We start from the raw sequence: 17,545 nt of genomic DNA, 5'->3' as shown, positions 1-17,545 counted from the left end.
CCATGACGGACAGCTACTGCTCTCCCCCCCCCCCCCCCCCCCCCCCCCCCCCCCCCCCCCCCCCCCCCCCCCCCCCCCCCCCCCCCCCCCCCCCCCATGTCAGTCCTGCGGGGCGCGCAGATAGTGGTACGCGTGGTGGTCGGCGAAGCCCAGCGTGGCGTAGAGCGCACGCGCGGGCGCGTTGTCGCGCTCCACCTGGAGATAGGCGGCCGAGGCGCCCTCGGCCAGCGCGGCCCGCGCCAGCTCGGCCATGACCGCCCGCGCCAGCCCCTGGCGGCGGTGCGCGGGAGCGACCTCGACGCCCGCGAACCCCGCCCAGCGGCCGTCCACCACGCACCGCCCGATCGCGGCCGGTGTGCCTTCCGGCTCCCGGTCGTCGGGCACCGTCGCGAACCACACCGACGGGCCGCCCCCCAGCACCTCGCGCGCCGCTTGGGTCAGCCCCCCGTCGTCCGCCCTGTGATAGAGCGAGACCCACCGCTCGTCCGGCTCGCGGTGCAGCAGCACCCGGGTGTCGGGATCCCGGTCGGCGAGCGGCGCCAGCGCGCCCACCTGCACGACCGCGTGCCGCTCGGCCGACCAGCCGCGCTCGCGCAACTCCCGCTCCAGCAGGGCGTGCTCCTCGGCGGCCATCTGTATCCGGGCGGGCAGCTTCCGCTCGGCGTACCAGGCGGCGACCTCGGCCAGGGCGTCGTCCAGCGGCAGCCCCGGATCGCCCGACGGCAGCACCGAGTTCGCCCGCGTGGTGAACCCGCCCGCGGCACGCAGCGTCCAGCCGCCCAACCGCCGCGACTCGGCCGGCGGCCAGCCGCGGGCCGCCACGGCGACCACCTCCGCCACGTCGGCCGCCGGGAGCCCCCGGCGGCGCGCGGGCGTGCGGGGCACCACCTTTCCGGCGACCATGGACGCTTCCTCGATCTCCACGTGCTGACCATCGCGCCTCGTGATACCGAGCACGCCGCCGTTCCACGATGTGAGAATGCCGAGGGTGTCCGTGAACCGCCCGCGGCGCTCGCCGGCACCCGTCAAAGACCGCACAGACACACGTTCTCCCACGTCGGAAGGGGTGATGCGGACCTCCAAGCGTCCGCCAGTGGTGAATTCCACAGCTCTATCCGCCCCTCCTGTTCGTCTTGTGTCCGGGAACGGAGATACTAGGTGTGGGCATCGCCGCCGTCCGAAGCGAAACAGCGCTCCCGCGCGCCCACGGCGGAGCCGGTGCACCGGCCCGCCAGCCCTAACGAGGAGGAACGACAGCGTGACGTACGTCATCGCGGAGCCTTGCGTCGACCTGAAGGACAAGGCCTGCATCGAGGAGTGCCCCGTCGACTGCATCTACGAGGGCCAGCGGTCCTTGTACATCCATCCGGACGAGTGCGTCGACTGCGGTGCCTGCGAGCCTGTCTGCCCGGTCGAGGCCATCTTCTACGAGGATGACACTCCCGAGGAGTGGAAGGACTACTACAAGGCGAACGTCGAGTTCTTCGACGACCTCGGCTCCCCCGGCGGCGCCAGCAAGCTCGGCCTGATCGAGAAGGACCACCCGCTCATCGCCGCGCTTCCGCCGCAGGAACACGACGAGTGAGCCACGTCGCCTGAACGACGAGCGAGCCGCTCCGCCGCGGCTCCTCGGCCCCCGGTCCCGTACGTCGGTCCCACGCGTCCGCTCGTACGGGACCGCGGCGTTGCTGCGGCTGTTTCCGCAGACAGCCGCATCTCCCCAGGCGGCTGTTCTCCCAGGCGGCTGTTCTCCCAGAAAGTGAGCCCCATGCCCTCCGTCTCCGACCGCCTCCCCACCTTCCCCTGGGACCGGCTCGAGCCGTACAAGACCACCGCTGCCCAGCACCCCGACGGCATCGTCGACCTGTCCGTCGGGACCCCCGTCGACCCGGTGCCGCCGCTGATCCGGCAAGCGCTGACCGAAGCCGCCGACACCCCCGGCTACCCCACCGTGTGGGGCACGAAGGCACTGCGGGACGCGCTCACCGGATGGTGCGAGCGCCGCCTGGGGGCGCGCGGAATGACGGAACGCAACGTCCTGCCCGTCGTCGGCTCCAAGGAGCTCGTGGCCTGGCTGCCCACCCAGCTCGGCCTCGGCCCCGGCGACCGGGTCGCCTTCCCCCGGCTCGCCTACCCCACCTACGAGGTCGGCGCACGGCTCGCCCGCGCCGAGTACGTCGCCTACGACGACCCGCTGGAGCTCGACCCCGCCGGGCTCAAGCTGCTGTGGCTCAACTCCCCGTCCAACCCCACGGGCCAGGTGCTCCCCGCCGAGAAGCTCCGCGCCGTCGTCGCCTGGGCCCGCGAGAGGGGCATCCTCGTCCTCAGCGACGAGTGCTACCTGGAACTCGGCTGGGAGGCGGACCCCGTCTCCGTCCTCCACCCCGACGTGTGCGGCGGCAGCCACGAGGGCATCGTGGCCGTCCACTCCCTCTCCAAGCGCTCCAACCTCGCCGGATACCGCGCCGCGTTCATCGCGGGCGACGCCGGCGTCCTCGGCGAACTGCTCCAGATCCGCAAGCACGGCGGGATGATGACGCCCGCGCCCGTGCAGGCGGCGACCGTCGCCGCCCTCGGCGACGATACCCACGTCGCCGCGCAGCGCGACCGCTACCGCGCGCGCCGCGCCGCGCTGCGCGGAGCGCTCGAAGCCGCCGGATTCCGCATCGAGCACAGCGAGGCCTCGCTGTACCTGTGGGCCACGCGCGACGAGTCCTGCTGGGACACGGTGGGCGGCCTCGCGGACCAGGGCATCCTCGTCGCCCCCGGCGACTTCTACGGACCCGCCGGGGACCGCCACGTCCGCGTCGCCCTCACGGCGACGGACGAGCGCGTGAACGCGGCGGTCAGCCGGCTGAAGGGCTGAGCCGACCGGCCGCGCCGCCGCCCCCTCCCCGCTGAGCGCGCGCCCCGCTGAGCAGGCGCCCCGCTGAGCAGACGCGCCACCGCGCGCGAAAGGGCCGCCCGACCATGCTGGTTCGGGCGGCCCTTGTCATGCGTGCGGGCGCGCGGCGCGCGAGCGCGGAGGACGGGGCGGGAGAGCGCCTCGTCCGCGACGGTGAGCAGCTCGCGTCCGCGAGGGCGAGCGGCTCGTCCCCGACGGTGGGCGGCTCCTCCGCGACGGTGAGCAGCTCGCGTCCGCGAGGGCGAGCAGCTCGCGTCCGCGACGGTGAGCAGCCGAAGCGGCGAGCGCCCCGGCCGCACGGCCGTCGGCATCAACCGAGGGGGAGGCCCCCGAGGTTGCCGGTGGCGGGCAGGCCCTTGCCCGTCGCGGAGGACGCGGTGTCGCCGAGCAGGTCCCCGGCCTCACCCGCGGTGTTCCCCGCGAGGGACTGCGCGGCGGGCGCGACCGTCTTGCCGGTGCTGCCGACGGCCTTCCCCGCGGCCGGGACGGCCTTCTCGACGGCGCTGCCCCCGGCCTCGCCGGCGAGCTCGGTGGTGTCGCGGGCCGTCTTGTCCAGCGTGTTGCCGACGCCCTCGCCGTCCAGGTTGCTGAGGCCGCCGACAGGGGCGGCCGGCAGCTCCACGGCGCTCGCGGCACCAGCAGCACCGACGACGGTGGCAGCGCCGGCTGCCGTCAGCAGCGCGGTGCGGGCGATCCGGCGCGTGAGGGGGAGGGACATGGTGCTCCTTTGACGGAGAGGGGTTCTTGGCGTGTCAGCCGGGGTCGCCCGGTCAGACGCTGTGCCTATCGGCCGGAGCGCCCTTCAGGTTGCGGGAGGCCAAGGTAAAGGATTGGCAAATCAGGTTTGCCGCGTGAGCCCTCAAACTGGGCATTTACCACCGGTGGTTGACCTGTACCGGAGAAGTCGAAACGGCCCGCTGCCAGCGGCGTTCGCCCGCTCGTGTTCACCCCTCGCAGTGACCGTCACCCGGGCGACCACGCACCCGCACGATGGACCGGCTTCCCTCCCACGGGTGAGCGTGGGTACTAGTGACCGGCGTCGAGCAGCAGCCGTACGGGGCCCTGCGAGGAGTCGCCGCCCTTGGCGTCGCCCGCCCCCGTACGGCGCCAGCCCTCCCGGGAGCGGTCGGCGCTCCACTCGCGTCCTCCGTAGGAGATCCGCGCGATGTGCAGCCCTTCGGCGTTGGCGACCGCCCAGTGCGCCAGCTCCCAGCCCTGACGGCGGCCTGGCGCCGGAACCGACACCGCCGGCTGCGCCTCGGCGTGTGCGGCCGGACGCACGCCGTGCGCGCTGCCGCCGCCCGCCGCCGAGCCGACGCTGCCGTCGCCCGCCGCCGACGTGCCGACGCTGCCGCCGCCGTCGGCGAGCACGTCCCGCCCGAACTCCCGGGTCAGCCGCTCCCGCACGCGCGCGGGATCGCCGCCCTCACCGGTCTCACGCGCGCCCGCCGTGCAGGTGAGCGCGGCGGCCTCCCGGCCGGTGAGCGCGGCCGTGAGCAGGCTCGCGTTCGTCTCGTGCTTGGCGTACGCCTGGGGGTAGCCGCTGCGCTGCACCCGCTGGGCCGCCACGGTCAGCGGCAGCCGCGAGTACCCGGGAATGTCGACCAGGTGGTCGTAGAACTTCCCCACCGCGTAGACGGGATCGCTGATCTGCTCGACCGTGCCCCAGCCCTGCGAGGGGCGCTGCTGGAAGAGGCCGACCGAATCCCGGTCCCCGTGGGTGATGTTGCGCAGCTGGGACTCCTGCATGGCGGTGGCCAGCGCTATCGTCACGGCCCGTTCCGGCAGCCCGCGCTGGGAGGCCACGGCGGCGATCGTCGCCGCGTTGGCCGCCTGCACCGGCTTGAGCTCGTAGCGCGGCGAACCGGCCGAGCCGCCGCCTGCGCCACGGGCCGTGCACACCGCGGCGTCCTGGCCCGTCATCCCGCGCACCGCCATATAGGCGACGACGGTGAGCAACACGACGCAGGCCACAGAGATCCTGAGCAGCATGCCGCGGCCCGTCGCACGGCTGGTGCGTGCGGGCGCGCGCGAGGGGCGGTCCGGTCCGAAGAGGGGCACGCGCACCAAGGTAGCCGCTGGAGGAGACACCACCTCCCGCCCGGGCCGCGCCGCGCGGCGCGGCCACCGTAGGGTGGTCCCATGAGCGACAGCGCACTCGACCTCCAGCAGGACGCCGCCCGGCTCACCGCGCGGCTGGTGGACTTCCCCTCGGAGAGCGGGACCGAGAAAGCGCTGGCGGACGCCGTCGAGGAGGCACTGCGCGCGCTGCCGCACCTGCGGGTGACGCGGCACGGCAACAACGTCGTCGCCCGCACCGACCTCGGCCGCCCCGAACGCGTCATCCTCGCGGGGCACATCGACACCGTCCCGATCGCCGACAACCTGCCCTCCCGGCTCGACGACGACGGCATGCTGTGGGGCTGCGGCACCAGCGACATGAAGTCCGGCGTCGCCGTGCAGCTGCGCATCGCCGCGACCGTGCCCGAACCCAACCGCGACCTCACGTTCGTCTTCTACGACAACGAGGAGGTCGCCGCCCACCTCAACGGCCTCGGCCACATCGCCGACGCCCACCCCGACTGGCTGGCCGGCGACTTCGCCGTCCTGCTGGAAGGCTCCGAGGCCGAGGTCGAGGGCGGCTGCCAGGGCACCCTCAGGGTCCACCTGCGGACCCGGGGGGTGCGCGCGCACTCGGCACGCGGCTGGATGGGCGCCAACGCCATCCACGCGGCGGGACCGATCCTCGGGCGCCTGGCGGCCTACGAGCCGCGGCGGCCCCTGATCGACGGCTTGGAGTACCACGAAGGCCTCAACGCCGTCCGCGTGGAAGGCGGAGTGGCGGGCAACGTCATCCCGGACCTGTGCACCGTCACCGTCAACTACCGCTACGCGCCCGACCGCGACGAACAGCAGGCGCTCGACCACGTGCGCGAGGTCTTCGCCGATTGCGGCGTCGACGAGTTCGAGGTCGACGACAGCTCCCCCGGCGCCCTGCCGGGCCTCTCCCACCCGGCCGCCCGCGCCTTCCTCGCGGCCGTCGGCGGCCGGCCGCGCCCCAAGTACGGCTGGACCGACGTGTCCCGCTTCAGCGCACTGGGAGTGCCCGCCGTCAACTACGGCCCCGGCGACCCGAAACTCGCCCACAAGAGGGACGAGCGGGTGGACACCGCGCTCATCACCCGATGCGAGGAGCGGCTACGCCGCTGGCTCACCAGCTGACACCGCACCGCCGGCGCCGCCCGGACCCTCCGCGGCCCTAGCGGCGCACCGGGACCCTCCGTGATACCGCCAATGCGTTCGGCGGGTGGGCCGCGAACGGAAGCAGCGGCGGCGGGCGGACGAAGAGTGTCCCGGCCCTCGTCCATGGGCAGGCGGCCCGTCGGCAGGTGAGCCTGGCGGCGCACCGGCGGCGTCCACGGGCCGCCGAAGCGTGCCGGCGGCGTCACAGCGCCCGCGTGCCGCCCTGCCGGGCAGTCGGGCCCGTCCTTCCGTCCGCGACTCAGGCCGGGCGGCGGGCAGGCCGATGGCGGGCCGTCCGTCACCTCGCGGTCAGCCGGCCGTCGTCTCGCGGCCGTGCGATTTCCCAACGTCCTTCCCCGCCGTCCGCCTACCCTGAACGGGAAAGATCGCAGACGGAAAGAGAGCCGTACATGACCGACAAGAGCGGCAGGGAGCCGAAGGAACAGCGCCTGGGCCCCGTCGTGCGCCGCCGCGAACAGGTACAGCCGGGGACCACCGATCAGCGGCTGCTGGACACCGCGGGCCCCTCCGACTTCATCCACCAGGACCCCTGGCGGGTGATGCGCATCCAGTCCGAGTTCGTGGAGGGCTTCGGCGCCCTGGCCGAACTCGGCCCCGCCATCAGCGTCTTCGGCTCCGCCCGCACCCCCAAGGACGCGCCTGAGTACGACAAGGGCATCCGGATCGGCAAGGCACTGGCCGAGGCCGGGTTCGCGGTCATCACCGGCGGAGGCCCGGGGGCCATGGAGGCAGCCAACAAGGGCGCACTGGAGGCGGGCGGCACCTCGGTGGGGCTGGGCATCGAGCTCCCCTTCGAACAGGGCATGAACCCGTACGTCGACATCGGCATCAACTTCAGGTACTTCTTCGTCCGCAAGACGATGTTCGTCAAATACGCCAGCGGTTTCGTCGTCCTGCCCGGCGGCCTGGGCACCCTGGACGAGCTGTTCGAAGCGCTGACCCTCGTGCAGACGCAGAAGGTCACCCGCTTCCCGATCGTGCTGTACGGCACCGAGTACTGGAAGGGCCTCGTCGACTGGGTCCGCGGCTCGGTCGTCGGCACCGGCAAGGCGTCCGAACGCGACCTGGAACTCTTCCACGTCACGGACGACATCGACGAGGCGGTCACACTGGTCACCAAGGAGGTCGGCGGCTAGGCCGTTTCTGATGGCTCTTGGTGGTGGATCGGTGTGGTGCGGGGCAGGTGTCCTGCATGGTGCGACGGCATGAGCTGAGTGATGCGCAGTGGCAGAAGATCGAGCCGTTATTGCCGGTCAATGGCAGGCCAGGTGGGCAGTGGGCCGATCACCGGAGGGTGATCAACGGGGTGCTGTTCCGTGCCCGCACGGGTGTGCCCTGGCCTGACCTGCCCGAGCGGTACGGCCCCTGGCAGACGGTCTATGAGCGGCACCGCCGCTGGTCGGCGGACGGGACATGGCAGCGGATCCTGGCCACGCTGCAGATCGAGGCCGATGCCGTCGATCCCGACGGCACGCGGGAGCGGGGCCTGGAGAAGGAGTGGGCGGTCAACGTCGATTCCACCACCTGCCGTGCGCATCAGCACGCGGCAGGCGCACGGCACCGGCCACCGCGGGACTTCCCGCAAAAGGGGGCGGTGCGCGTGGGGAAGCCGATGGGCGGGAGGCGTTGGGGCGCTCGCAGGGCGGGCTGACGAGCAAGGTCCACCTCCTGGCGGATGACCGGGCCCGCCCGCTGGCCTGGCGTACCTCTCCGGGCCAGCGGGGCGACAGCCCGATGTTCGTCCCCGTCCTGGAGGAGTTACGGATCCGGCGTCGTGGCCGGGGTCGCCCCCGCAGCCGCCCGGACCGGGTACGCGGGGACAAGGCTTACTCCAGCCGCGACAACCGCGCCTATCTGCGGCGACGGGGCATCAAAGCGACCATCGCCCAGCCTGATGACCAGCGGGCCAACCGTCGGCGGCAGGGACGGGACGGCGGTCGCCCACCGGCCTTCGACAAGACCCAGTACCGCCGCCGCAGTGCCGTCGAGCGGTGCGTCAACAAGTGGAAGCAGTACCGCGCGGTGGCCAGCCGCTACGACAAGCGCGACTACATCTTCAACGGCACACTCGCCGTCACAGCGATCAACATCTGGCTCCGCGACACCGTCCAAGAGCCATCAGAAACGGACTAACCGGCCGGCTCGCGCAAGACCAGAAACGCGAGCCCGTCAGCGTCGTGCCGCTCCGCCTGCTCCCAGCCCTCGGTGAGCAGGGCGAGTTCGTCCTCGTCCAGGGCGATGTGCCGCCGCTCCTCGGGGGTGTTCGCCGTGACCGGGGTGATGACCACCAGGGCGCCGCCGGGCCGCAGCCGTGCGGCCAGATCGCGCACCACGCGGGTGCGGTCGCCCACGAAGGCGAGCATCAGCCGCATGGTGATCAGGTCGTAGCCGTCGTCGCGCAGCTCGGCCGGATCGTCGTGCTCGATGTCGAGGCAGAGCCACCGCACTTCGTCGGCGCGCTCGTGCTCCTTGCGGGCCCGGGCCAGGGCGCCTTCGGCGAAGTCCACGGCGTCGACGTCGTAGCCGAGGCCGGCGAGGTGGGCGGCGAGTTCGCCGGTGCCGCAGCCCACATCCAGCGCCCGGGCGCCGTCGGGGGCGGGTGCGTGCCGGGCGAGTAGACCGCGCTCCACGTCGCGTAGCGGCCGGAAGCCGCGGCCCTCGTCGTAGTGCTGCGACCAGTCGGATCGGTCGTATGCCACAGGTGCGCTCCTCGTCGGTGGGGTGGACAGGGCCTTCAGCGGTGGTTGTCGGCGCGCAGGCGCGCCAGGGTGCGGCGCCCGCGCTCCAGCAGTTCGGGGTCGCCGTGAGTGGCGCCGTAGGAGATGCCGGAGAGGGCGTCGAGGGCCGAGTCGGCGGCCAGGTGTTCTTGTTCGGCCGGAGTGAGTGTGCGGCCGTAACCGGCCAGGAAGGCGTCGTACAGGTCCGGCCGTCCGGCCCAGGCGTCGGAGAGGCGTACCAGGTCCCGGATGGCGGGTCCGGGCTCGCTGCGTTCGAAGTCGATTACCGCGAGGCTGCCGTCATCGGCGCACAGGAGATTGCGGAGCTGGAAGTCCCCGTGCGTCGGAACGCACTCCAGGGGAGTCAGTTCCTTCGCGTGCTCCACCAGGGAGCGGAGGAAGTCCTCCTCGCCCGGTGCGAGATGGAGGTGTGCTGCACGAAGATGCCGATCCACCTTTCCCAGCCGCGCTTCCCCGTCGGCCGGGGAAGGCTGCGCGGGCGCACTGCGGTGGATGGCCGCGGCGAGGACGCCGATCCGGCGGAAGTGGCGCCGCTGTTCCTCGGGCGGCTGCACGGCGCCGTGCAGGGGGCGGCCGGGCACGGCGGTGACGACGATGGCCCGCAGCCGGGCGTCGGCGGCCACCAGCCGGGGTGCGGCCCCGCCGAGGCGCGGGGCCCAGGTGCGGTAGGCGTCCACCTCCCGCTGGTGAAAGCGGTCGCTCTGGTGAATCTTGACGAACCACGTGCCCCCCGTTGCGCTGCGAGCCCGCCACACCTGGCTGCCCTCCCGAGCCCAGGAGGTGTCCGTCCACTCTGCGATGCGCCCGACCGCCTGTTCCGCCAAGCGTCGCACCTGCGGCTCCGGGGCGCGCGATTCTGCCGCCGCTTCCGTGGCGGGGATGAGGCGGAGGCGGTCCTGCTCGGGAACGTGGGCGACCGCGTCGCCGGGCTGCTGGAAGTGCACCGCGAGCTGGGCGCCTCGGCGGTAGGCGTCCAGCCCGGCGCGGCAGTACGCCACCATCGGGGCGGCTAGATCGTCCAGGCGGAACCAGCTCATGGCATCGCGTACCTGCGGCTCCCGAACACGCGGCGTGCCTCCCCAGCGCCGGACTTCGAAGAAGAAGCCGGTGCGCGCAGCTCCGCCCGGGCTGCGGTGGTGCACGGTGACGGCGGCCCGCACGTCCGCCGGGCCGATGTCGATCCCTGTCTCCTCCCGGGCCTCGCGTACCAGGGCGGTGACGACGTCTTCGTGCGGGCCGTCCAGGTGGCCGGAGGGCAGGTGCCAGAGCCCGGAGGCATACACCGGCCCGGCCCGGCGCGAGAGCAGGATCTCTGGGCAGGCGGTGTCGCCGCGACGCAAAATCAGGTGGACGTCAACCGGCTCGCTGTGGCGCTTGTGTTCGCTCACGACGCGCCCCTTCCCCGCATGCTCGTGCCTCCCCACGTGCTCGTGCCTCCCCGCATGCTCGTGGCTCTCTTCGTCGGTGCGGACGGGGCGGGGCGCGGTGGGGCCGCCCGGCGGAGCACACCTGGCCGGATTCCCGCCGTGGAAGCTGTCCAACCTGCGGCGTAGTCGGGGTTGCCGGTCACGGTGAACCGGACCTGCCCGCACAGGCAGCCGCCGGAGCGTGGGGTGTCCGCGGAAACCTCGTTCATGTCGTGATCTCCTGGTAGCTCTCGGGGGGTTCGGATCTGCGGGAGGGTGCGTTCGGCGACCGCATTCGCCGGTTGCCGGGGTGTTCACGTCCAGCCCATCTCCGTGTAGAGGCGCCCGGCACGGATGCCGTCGATGGCGGTACGGGTGTACGGGACGATCTGCTCGGGGAGCTGGTCGGGATCCCAGAAGCGCCAGCCGGTGCACCGGTCGGGCTCTCTCACTTCCGGTGTCCCGGACCATGACCGGGCGCGGAAGATCATCTGCACGCAGCCCGAGCAGCACGCGCCCTTGGGCGTCCTCCAGATGGAGATGCGCCCCGACGACGTTCAGCACGGTCCCCTCCGGCGCTTTCGCCGAGGAGCCGCCAGCGGGGACCGGCGCATCGAGGGCGACGGCATGCGTGCGCGCGGCGTGGTGGCGGCGCACGAGGTCGAGGGTGGTGGGGCTGATCCGCAGTCGGGGGAGAACGTCGGGGGCGAACCAGGCCAGCATCACGCCCTCGGTCAGGGTGAGGTCGGCGGGGTCGCCGTTCCACCGGCCCGCGTAGATCTCGATGGGGACCGTCGTGCCGTCGCTGCCGCGGGCTTCTTCGGTGGCGAACGGCGTGAGCTCGGGCACATGGAGGTCTGCTTCTTCCCGCAGCTCCCGGCGGACGGTCTCCTCCAAGGACCGGTCCTGCGCTTCCCGGCCTCCTCCCAGCAGCGACCAGGCCCCCGGCTCCCAGATGCCGGGGACGTCATCGCGCAGGTGCAGGAGGTACTGGCCTGTGTCGTTGTAAATCAACGCCGAGGCGTTCACCGGGCCCCGCCTGGCGGGGGCCGGGGGGGCCGAGTTTGAGGAGTTTCTCGCGCAGCGTCGGCGAGGTGACGCGGTCGGTCGGGCGCCACTCCCACCCGGAGACCTCCTCGGCCTGCGGGGTGAGGGCTACCTCGCTGTCGTCGAGCCGGAAGAGGTAGCGCAGGTCGTAGTGCTGGTGGGCCGGTTCGTTCTTGGCCGGGTTGGCGTCGATGTCGTGCACGTCGATGTCCACGGGCACGTCGTCGTAGCCCGGCCAGGGGGCCACGACGCCTGCCGGGATGCCGGTCTCTTCGTGCAGTTCGCGCAGGGCCGCGGCGGCGAGGGTCTGGTCTTCGGGCTCGGTGTGGCCGCCGGGGGCGGGGACCTTCCCGCTGGCGCGGTGGTGGATGTGCAGCACCCGGCCGACCTCGTCGACCAGGATCGCGCCGCAGGTCATGTGGCCGGGGAGGGTGGCACGGCTGGTCGGATCGGCGGGGCGGTCGAGTGCCGTCAGGAGCGCGGCGAGCGCGGCGCGTTCACCCGGGTGGCGCTCCAGGTACGCCTCGACGCTGGTGCGGATGTGCGAGCGGCTGGGCGGCATGTCATCACCTCGGAGTCGGCAGGACGGGACGTGCGGCGCGGGGGAGCCGGGCGGGTCTTGGAGAGGGTCACCGGGGCTCCTCGGACGTGAGGGTGACATTGCGCCGAGGTGCGGGGAGGGCGATGCGGTACTGGGCGGCCTGCGCTTCGTACATGCCGTGGTAGAGGCCGCCGGCGGTCATGAGCTGCTCGTGGCTGCCGTGTTCGGCGACGCACCCGTGGTCCAGGACGTAGATGTGGTCGGCGGAGGCGGTCGCGGCGAGCCGATGGGTGATCAGCACGACGGCGGTGCCGTCACCGGCCACGGATCGCAGCCGCTCGAAGGCGTCGATCTCGGCGTGCGGGTCCAGCGCACTGGTGGGCTCGTCGACCAGGAGGAACGGGGCGTCGCGGTAGCGGCTGCGCGCGTTGCCGAGCTTCTGCCACTGTCCGCCCGAGAGCTGTACACCGCGTTCGTAGCCCTTGAAGACGATGGAGTCCCACCCGTGGTCCAGGCCCTCGATCAGGCCTGCCACGTCGGCGGCTCGCGCCGCGCCCTTGACCTTGGCCATGTCACGGGGGCGGTCGCCGGCGCCGACGGCGATGTTCGCGGCGGCCGTCATCTGCCAGCGCGGGAAGTCCTGCGCCAGCAGTCCGATGGAGGCGAAGACCTGGGAGCGGTCAGCCTCCCGCACTTCCACCCGCTGCCCGTCCGGCCCCACCCACCACACTTCTCCTTCGCCGGGCAGCAACAGCCCAGCCAGGACTTTGGCCAGCGTGGTCTTGCCGGAACCGTTCGCGCCGACCAGGGCCGTCACCTCGCCCCGGCGCACGGTGAGGTTCACCCCGCGGAGCGAGGGTGTGGTTGCCCCCGGGTAGGTGAAGGAGACGTTCTCGATCTGGATGGACCGCAAGGGAGTGGGCAACGGCGTCCCCGACGTGGGGATGGCGTGCTGCGCGGCAAGTTCGGTGGCCCGCTCCGTGTCGCCGAGCTGCAGCATCTCCTCGTACATGCGGTTGACCTGGTGCACGAGGGAGGTGAGCCGGGCGGTGGAGTTGCGGATGGCGACCACGGCGGTGCCGCCCACGGCCAGCGCCAGTCCGCCGCTGGTCAGCAGCCACCACAGCACGCCGTAGCAGCCCAGCGACGCCAGGCCGGAGAACGCGCCGGCCACCAGGTCGGTCCGCGCCTGGGCGCGGGCCAGGCGCCGCTGCTCGGTCTCCATCAGCCCCGACATCTCCTCGTACCCGCGCAGCAGCAGCGAGCCCGCCGAGTGCGCCCGGATCTCCCCGGCGGCGTGCGACATCGTCAGGTACTGCAACAGCGTGGCCACCGCCCGGCGATGGTCGATCCAGTGCAGCCGCGAGATGTATTCGCGGCGGGCGGAGCGCACGGCTCCCCAGCCCTTGGGCAGGGCGATGACCAGCAGCATCGGCAGGAGAGCCCAGTGCAGCGAGGCGAGCACGACGGCGGCGGCCACCATGCTGATCACCACGTTGGCGACACCCACGGACAGGCTGAGCATCCGCCGGGCGGAGTCGGTGCCGAACTTGCCGGCCTCCAGGTGCCGCTGTACGTCCGGCACTTCGGTCGCCTCGACCTCGACCCGGGTGACGGCCGTGTAGTACCGGGCGGAGACCGCTCGCTCGACCTGCGGTTCCAGCCGCCCGGACATCGCCGTGGACCAGGCAGACAGGAGGGCCGTCGCCATGGACAGGACGGTCAGCACCAGCAGTGCGGGCACCGACTGCTGGAGCTTGTCGGCGGTCGGCCCGTCGGCGAACAACTGGGTGAGCACGCCGTTGACGGCCACCAGGCCGAACCCGGCGGTCAGGCCCTGCCCGATCTGCGAGACCACCAGACCGGCCAGCGCCCGCGGGTCCGCGCTCCACCCGGCCCGCAGCACCACGCCCACCATGCGCGGCAGCGCTACGGCCATCTGCCCGAACCGCATGCGCGCGAGCGCCCCTTCGTGCTCGATGTACGCCTGGCTCCCGCGCAGACGCCCGCCGAACAGCTCACGCTCCGCCGCCGAGATCCCGTGCGCGCCGTCCTGCTGCCCCTTCATGCCGCTGCCCTCCTCACCCAGGAACTCCCCACCGGGGAGGAGAAGCGGGCCCAGCCACGCCGGTCGCTGCCGGGCTCCCCTTGACGCGGGAGGGAGCTGCCGGCGACCGCGTCAACACAAGGCCACGGGTCCACAGCGCGCAGTCCAGCCAAGCGCCGATGTTCGATTCTGGTGAGGCTGGGCGCTGGAACGGGCCGGTTTGCCACGGTGTCCTCCAGATGGGCGCACGAGGGGTACTGGTGCTCCAAGAACAGGGCTGAAACGGGTGCCGTTACGGGTAGGTGCTGGACAAAAGTTCTAGAAAGCGGTGCTGCGCCCGGCATGGCGGGCTCGTGGGATGCCGGGGTCATTCGAACGGAGGGCGGTCACCTCTGTGGGGGATTGCCCAGCTCGCGGGCCAGGGCTGAGCGTGAGCCGGGCGGATCCCGCTCCGCGGGCCAGGGCGGAGCGGGATCCGCCCGGCTCACGCTTGGAGGCTGCGGACGCCTTGTACCCCCGCACACGTCTTGTGGAGCTGCCCGTGTCGCTCCCCCTCGCACGCTTCCGGGCACTCGACCCCGTCGTCGTGGCGCGTGCCCGCGCTCTGGCACGGGTGGTGGCCCGTGGCGATCAGCAACGCGGAGACCTCCAAACGCGCTCGCGGAGTACGCGGTCGTCCGTGGACCGCGCCGTGAACCCGGCCCGCGTTGCCGGTTGCCACATGGCACACAAACGGGCCGAGAACGGGCTTGACGATCCTCGTTCGCTGGCGATGCCGGCATGGCAAACCCAGAACGAGCTCGCAAGCGCGCTCGATGCGCGGTCCTCCGGGGAGTTCAGACACCCGCAGGTCGTCCGTTAGGTTCCGTCTGATAGTTGATCTTGTGGGGCGTGGTGAGCTGCTTGTGGGGCGTGGTGAGCTGACGGATGCGGCGTGGGGGTGGATGGCGCCTTCGCTGCCGCGTATGCACGGCTGCGGGCGGCTGTGGCGGGACCAACGTGACCTGCCGCCTTCCTCCACCTGTACTGGATGCCAGTCAATCGCCGTAGTGCATAAGTAACTCACACGTGTACACAAGGGAATGAAAGCGTGGAGGAGGGACATGTGTGGCAGCGAACTGTGTGACCAAGTCGCCTTCCGAGGCTGGGGGGTTCGGCTCATGGTCTGCGCCTTGAGAAAGCTATTCTTGTATGCGTTGTCGCCGTACGGCCCTTGCCGCGTCCGCTGCTTCTGTCGCTCTGGTGGCAGGGGCCGCGCTCGCGGCGTCCCCGCACGCTGTGGCTGAGTCCGGGGCGGTGCCGCGCGCTGCCGCTCCGTCTCCCCCGTCGCCCGTGCTGCTCAACCGGACGGTCTATCTGGATCATTACCAGACCGGCCTGTCCCTCGGTCCGGACGGTTGGGACACGGCCCATGACCGGCAGGTCGATGGCTACCACCTGGCCGACGACCCCGCTCACGAGGCCGGGTACCGCTGGTACATCTCCGCCACCCCAGAAGGCGGCGGGGGCCTGCGCATCCGTAACACTCCCGGCGCGAGCCCTCGCCAGGGGCGGTGCATGGAAGCCGTACCGACGGACCACAGCGGCCTGAAGCGCAAAGCGCTGATCTGGCTCAAGCCCTGCGACTCCGACAATCCCAACCAGCGCTGGTACGTCAACACCAACGGCGTGCCGGACGGAACCTTCACCCTCTCCCCCCAGGGCCACCCGGACCTGGCCGTGGGCCCGGACTACAACGCCGGCGTCTACCCAGGCGACGACTGGCACACCCGTCTGGACACCCGTGGCCCCTACCTCGGTCAGGTCTGGCGCACCCGCGCCGCCCCGACCGCCGGCTGATCGGTTGCGGCGGGGCTGCTCTTGTTCGCCCTGTTCCGGGCGAGCGGCAGCCCAGGGGGCGAGAGGCGACCGCTCACGCCTGCACTCAGTTGTCTCGGCTGGCCGGTGAACACCGGCACGTTCGCGCCCGGGAGGCATCCACCCGCTCCTCACCCACCGCGACGGAATCACGCTTCTTACGTTGCTCCGGCGTCGGCTCCTCCCAAGTCGGCGACCCGTAAGGAGATGAAATGTTCCAATGCACGGAGGCTGTTGGCGTTGTAGCGGCGCTCGTGGTGGCCGCGATCCCGTCAACCATGTCCGTCCATGCCTTTGCGGATGAGCCTGCCTCATCGCAGGGACGCACGACTGCGTGCCGCAGGAAGCCCCACCCACCTCTACCGGTATGAGGACAAGGAGTTTCGGGGTCCTCACATGCGGGAGAGCCACAACAGCGGCATTGAGTACGGCGAGTGCCTGAAGACCTTCGGCAGGACCATCGAGGGCCGTTTCAGCTACCACGACGACATGGGCACCACGGCCAGCTCGAGGATGAGGTGTTCGTGGAGGACGGCGAACTCGCGCACTGCCCCAGCGCCAAGTGCGATGAGCTGGCCCACTACGACCCTCAGCAGAGCAACAGGTCTGCAAGGCCCCGGTGCGCCGGGCCTTGCAGACCGCCCCAGCCGATAGCGGAGCCGACCGAGACCCACTGCAGGCCGAGGCGGGTCACTCCAGCAGTTCGAGCTCTCGCCCGCCCGGGCACGGGGCCGGTCGCGGGCTGGACTTGACAGGCGCACGATCTTGGTTGGCTTGGCGGAGCCAGAGGGTGAGCGAGGCCAGTTCGAGGGCGTCGAAGACGGGCGAGCGGCCACCTCGGGAGCCCCGGCGGAGCCGGTTGGCCTGCTGGTCTTACGCGCGTTGATCGTGGAATCCACCGAAACAGTCCACTCGCCCGCACCGTTGCGGGCCCGCCCGCCAGGGCCCATACCGTTCAGGCAGATCCCGCCCCGGCGCGCCCGTACGCAACCGCCACAGCACCCCGTTGACCACCTGCCGATGATCCCGTCACGGCCGCCCACCCCCCATCAGCCAGGGGAAGTAGCGGCTCTATCCTGCTCCCACGCCCCCATCCGTCAACTCACCACGGTGGAAGACGGTGGTCGGGCAGGTGTCGGGGTCCGTTTCCACGAACAGTTCGGGATTGTTCGGAGTGCCGCCGATCTCCAGGTACTGCGGCTCAGCGGGCATCCCTTGCTCGGGTATGCCGTGGAGGAAATCGAGTTTGACCTGGCGGAACCCCTCTCCACCGGTGGTTTCCTCCTTGCGGAACTCCCAGGTTCCCTCGCCCTGGAACCCCTTGCCGACAGGGCCGTCCTCGTCCATGTCCTCCAGCGAGACCGGCCAGCTTTGCACCCGCACCGTGCCGACCTGGGCGGTACGCCCTTCGGGATACTGGGTGGAGGCGTAGCCAAGAGTGAAGCGCATGCCGTTCGGGCCCTGGTAGCCGCCGTGCAGGTCGCCGGCTCGCACCGTGGTGCTCGACTTCGGACACGGGCCGGAGGTGTCGTCCAGGACGGTGCACGAGGTGAGGGTGGCCAGACAGCAGGCGGCCACCGTGGCCGCCTGCTGTCTGGCCCTGGTAGCCGCCGTGCAGGTCGCCGGCTCGCACCGTGGTGCTCGACTTCGGACACGGGCCGGAGGTGTCGTCCAGGACGGTGCACGAGGTGAGGGTGGCCAGACAGCAGGCGGCCACGGTGGCCGCCTTGCGTGCCGCCG

Annotated in this window: 14 protein-coding genes and 4 pseudogenes; 7 read left to right on the top strand and 11 right to left on the bottom strand. The window is 71.9% G+C overall.

Translation table 11 applies throughout. The features are described 5' to 3' along the window. Positions 1 to 99 precede the first annotated feature (99 nt). The gene (locus AB8Z75_RS18285) at positions 100 to 1,107 is read right to left on the bottom strand and encodes a GNAT family N-acetyltransferase (RefSeq protein WP_369203266.1); all 1,008 of its coding nucleotides are present in this window, start codon (positions 1,105 to 1,107) and stop codon (positions 100 to 102) included. 151 nt (positions 1,108 to 1,258) lie between these two features. Here AB8Z75_RS18285 and fdxA point away from each other — a divergent pair, with 151 nt between their 5' ends. Continuing rightward, complete coding sequence (gene fdxA, locus AB8Z75_RS18280; protein WP_016469573.1) at positions 1,259 to 1,585, top strand: ferredoxin; 327 nt, start codon at positions 1,259 to 1,261, stop codon at positions 1,583 to 1,585. A gap of 183 nt (positions 1,586 to 1,768) precedes the next feature. Continuing rightward, on the top strand, positions 1,769 to 2,866 hold the full coding sequence (dapC, locus tag AB8Z75_RS18275) for a succinyldiaminopimelate transaminase (protein ID WP_369203263.1): 1,098 nt from the start codon (positions 1,769 to 1,771) through the stop codon (positions 2,864 to 2,866). A 349-nt stretch (positions 2,867 to 3,215) separates the two neighbouring features. On the opposite strand, the gene AB8Z75_RS18270 is transcribed toward dapC, so the two are convergent. Together AB8Z75_RS18270 and AB8Z75_RS18265 are read right to left on the bottom strand one after the other, a co-directional pair. Continuing rightward, positions 3,216 to 3,623: an ATP-binding protein gene (locus tag AB8Z75_RS18270; RefSeq protein ID WP_369203261.1), complete on the bottom strand. Its 408-nt coding sequence runs from the start codon at positions 3,621 to 3,623 to the stop codon at positions 3,216 to 3,218. 308 nt (positions 3,624 to 3,931) lie between these two features. Beyond that, positions 3,932 to 4,897: a heavy metal transporter gene (locus AB8Z75_RS18265; RefSeq protein WP_369203270.1), complete on the bottom strand. Its 966-nt coding sequence runs from the start codon at positions 4,895 to 4,897 to the stop codon at positions 3,932 to 3,934. A gap of 150 nt (positions 4,898 to 5,047) precedes the next feature. Between AB8Z75_RS18265 and dapE the strand changes: the two genes are divergently transcribed. From dapE to AB8Z75_RS18250, 3 genes and pseudogenes are all read left to right on the top strand, one after another. Beyond that, entirely contained in the window at positions 5,048 to 6,127 is a 1,080-nt protein-coding gene (dapE, locus tag AB8Z75_RS18260; protein ID WP_369203259.1) for a succinyl-diaminopimelate desuccinylase, read from the top strand. Positions 6,128 to 6,558: 431 nt separating this feature from the next. After that, entirely contained in the window at positions 6,559 to 7,305 is a 747-nt protein-coding gene (locus AB8Z75_RS18255; RefSeq protein ID WP_369203257.1) for a TIGR00730 family Rossman fold protein, read from the top strand. 56 nt (positions 7,306 to 7,361) lie between these two features. Next, positions 7,362 to 8,302, top strand: a pseudogene (locus AB8Z75_RS18250) (IS5 family transposase). Here AB8Z75_RS18250 and AB8Z75_RS18245 read toward each other — a convergent pair. The 6 genes and pseudogenes from AB8Z75_RS18245 to AB8Z75_RS18220 form a co-directional block, all read right to left on the bottom strand. Next, on the bottom strand, positions 8,299 to 8,868 hold the full coding sequence (locus AB8Z75_RS18245; protein ID WP_369203255.1) for a class I SAM-dependent methyltransferase: 570 nt from the start codon (positions 8,866 to 8,868) through the stop codon (positions 8,299 to 8,301). The pseudogene AB8Z75_RS18250 and the gene AB8Z75_RS18245 overlap by 4 nt on opposite strands. 35 nt (positions 8,869 to 8,903) lie before the next feature. Beyond that, positions 8,904 to 10,295, bottom strand: a complete 1,392-nt coding sequence (locus AB8Z75_RS18240) for a phosphotransferase (protein WP_369203268.1) — start codon at positions 10,293 to 10,295, stop codon at positions 8,904 to 8,906. Between the two features lie 332 nt (positions 10,296 to 10,627). Next, positions 10,628 to 10,765 carry a hypothetical protein gene (locus tag AB8Z75_RS18235; RefSeq protein ID WP_369203272.1) on the bottom strand — a complete coding sequence of 46 codons (138 nt, stop codon included), beginning with the start codon at positions 10,763 to 10,765 and terminating at the stop codon, positions 10,628 to 10,630. Positions 10,766 to 11,048: 283 nt separating this feature from the next. Further along, positions 11,049 to 11,342 (bottom strand): annotated as a pseudogene (locus AB8Z75_RS18230) (NUDIX domain-containing protein); the annotation flags it as partial. After that, positions 11,281 to 11,922 (bottom strand): NUDIX hydrolase, encoded by a 642-nt coding sequence (locus tag AB8Z75_RS18225; RefSeq protein ID WP_369203253.1) that lies wholly within the window; start codon positions 11,920 to 11,922, stop codon positions 11,281 to 11,283. The gene AB8Z75_RS18225 and the pseudogene AB8Z75_RS18230, both read right to left, overlap by 62 nt. A gap of 67 nt (positions 11,923 to 11,989) precedes the next feature. Continuing rightward, the gene (locus AB8Z75_RS18220; RefSeq protein WP_369203251.1) at positions 11,990 to 13,969 is read right to left on the bottom strand and encodes an ABC transporter ATP-binding protein; all 1,980 of its coding nucleotides are present in this window, start codon (positions 13,967 to 13,969) and stop codon (positions 11,990 to 11,992) included. 884 nt (positions 13,970 to 14,853) lie between these two features. On the opposite strand from AB8Z75_RS18220, the pseudogene AB8Z75_RS18215 reads away from it, so the two are divergent. Both AB8Z75_RS18215 and AB8Z75_RS18210 read left to right on the top strand, forming a co-directional pair. Next, positions 14,854 to 14,949, top strand: a pseudogene (locus tag AB8Z75_RS18215) (IS5/IS1182 family transposase); the annotation flags it as partial. A gap of 331 nt (positions 14,950 to 15,280) precedes the next feature. Continuing rightward, positions 15,281 to 15,787 carry an RICIN domain-containing protein gene (locus tag AB8Z75_RS18210; protein WP_369203249.1) on the top strand — a complete coding sequence of 169 codons (507 nt, stop codon included), beginning with the start codon at positions 15,281 to 15,283 and terminating at the stop codon, positions 15,785 to 15,787. 957 nt (positions 15,788 to 16,744) lie between these two features. On the opposite strand, the pseudogene AB8Z75_RS18205 reads toward AB8Z75_RS18210, so the two are convergent. Both AB8Z75_RS18205 and AB8Z75_RS18200 read right to left on the bottom strand, forming a co-directional pair. After that, positions 16,745 to 16,855 (bottom strand): annotated as a pseudogene (locus AB8Z75_RS18205) (transposase); the annotation flags it as partial. Between the two features lie 21 nt (positions 16,856 to 16,876). Continuing rightward, entirely contained in the window at positions 16,877 to 17,383 is a 507-nt protein-coding gene (locus tag AB8Z75_RS18200; protein ID WP_369203247.1) for a hypothetical protein, read from the bottom strand. Positions 17,384 to 17,545: the final 162 nt, after the last annotated feature.

This window comes from Streptomyces sp. PU-14G (genome assembly GCF_041028275.1).
Lineage (GTDB): Bacteria > Actinomycetota > Actinomycetes > Streptomycetales > Streptomycetaceae > Streptomyces.
The sequence above is the reverse complement of the archived record's forward strand: the minus strand, read 5'-3'. Positions and strand labels throughout refer to the sequence as shown.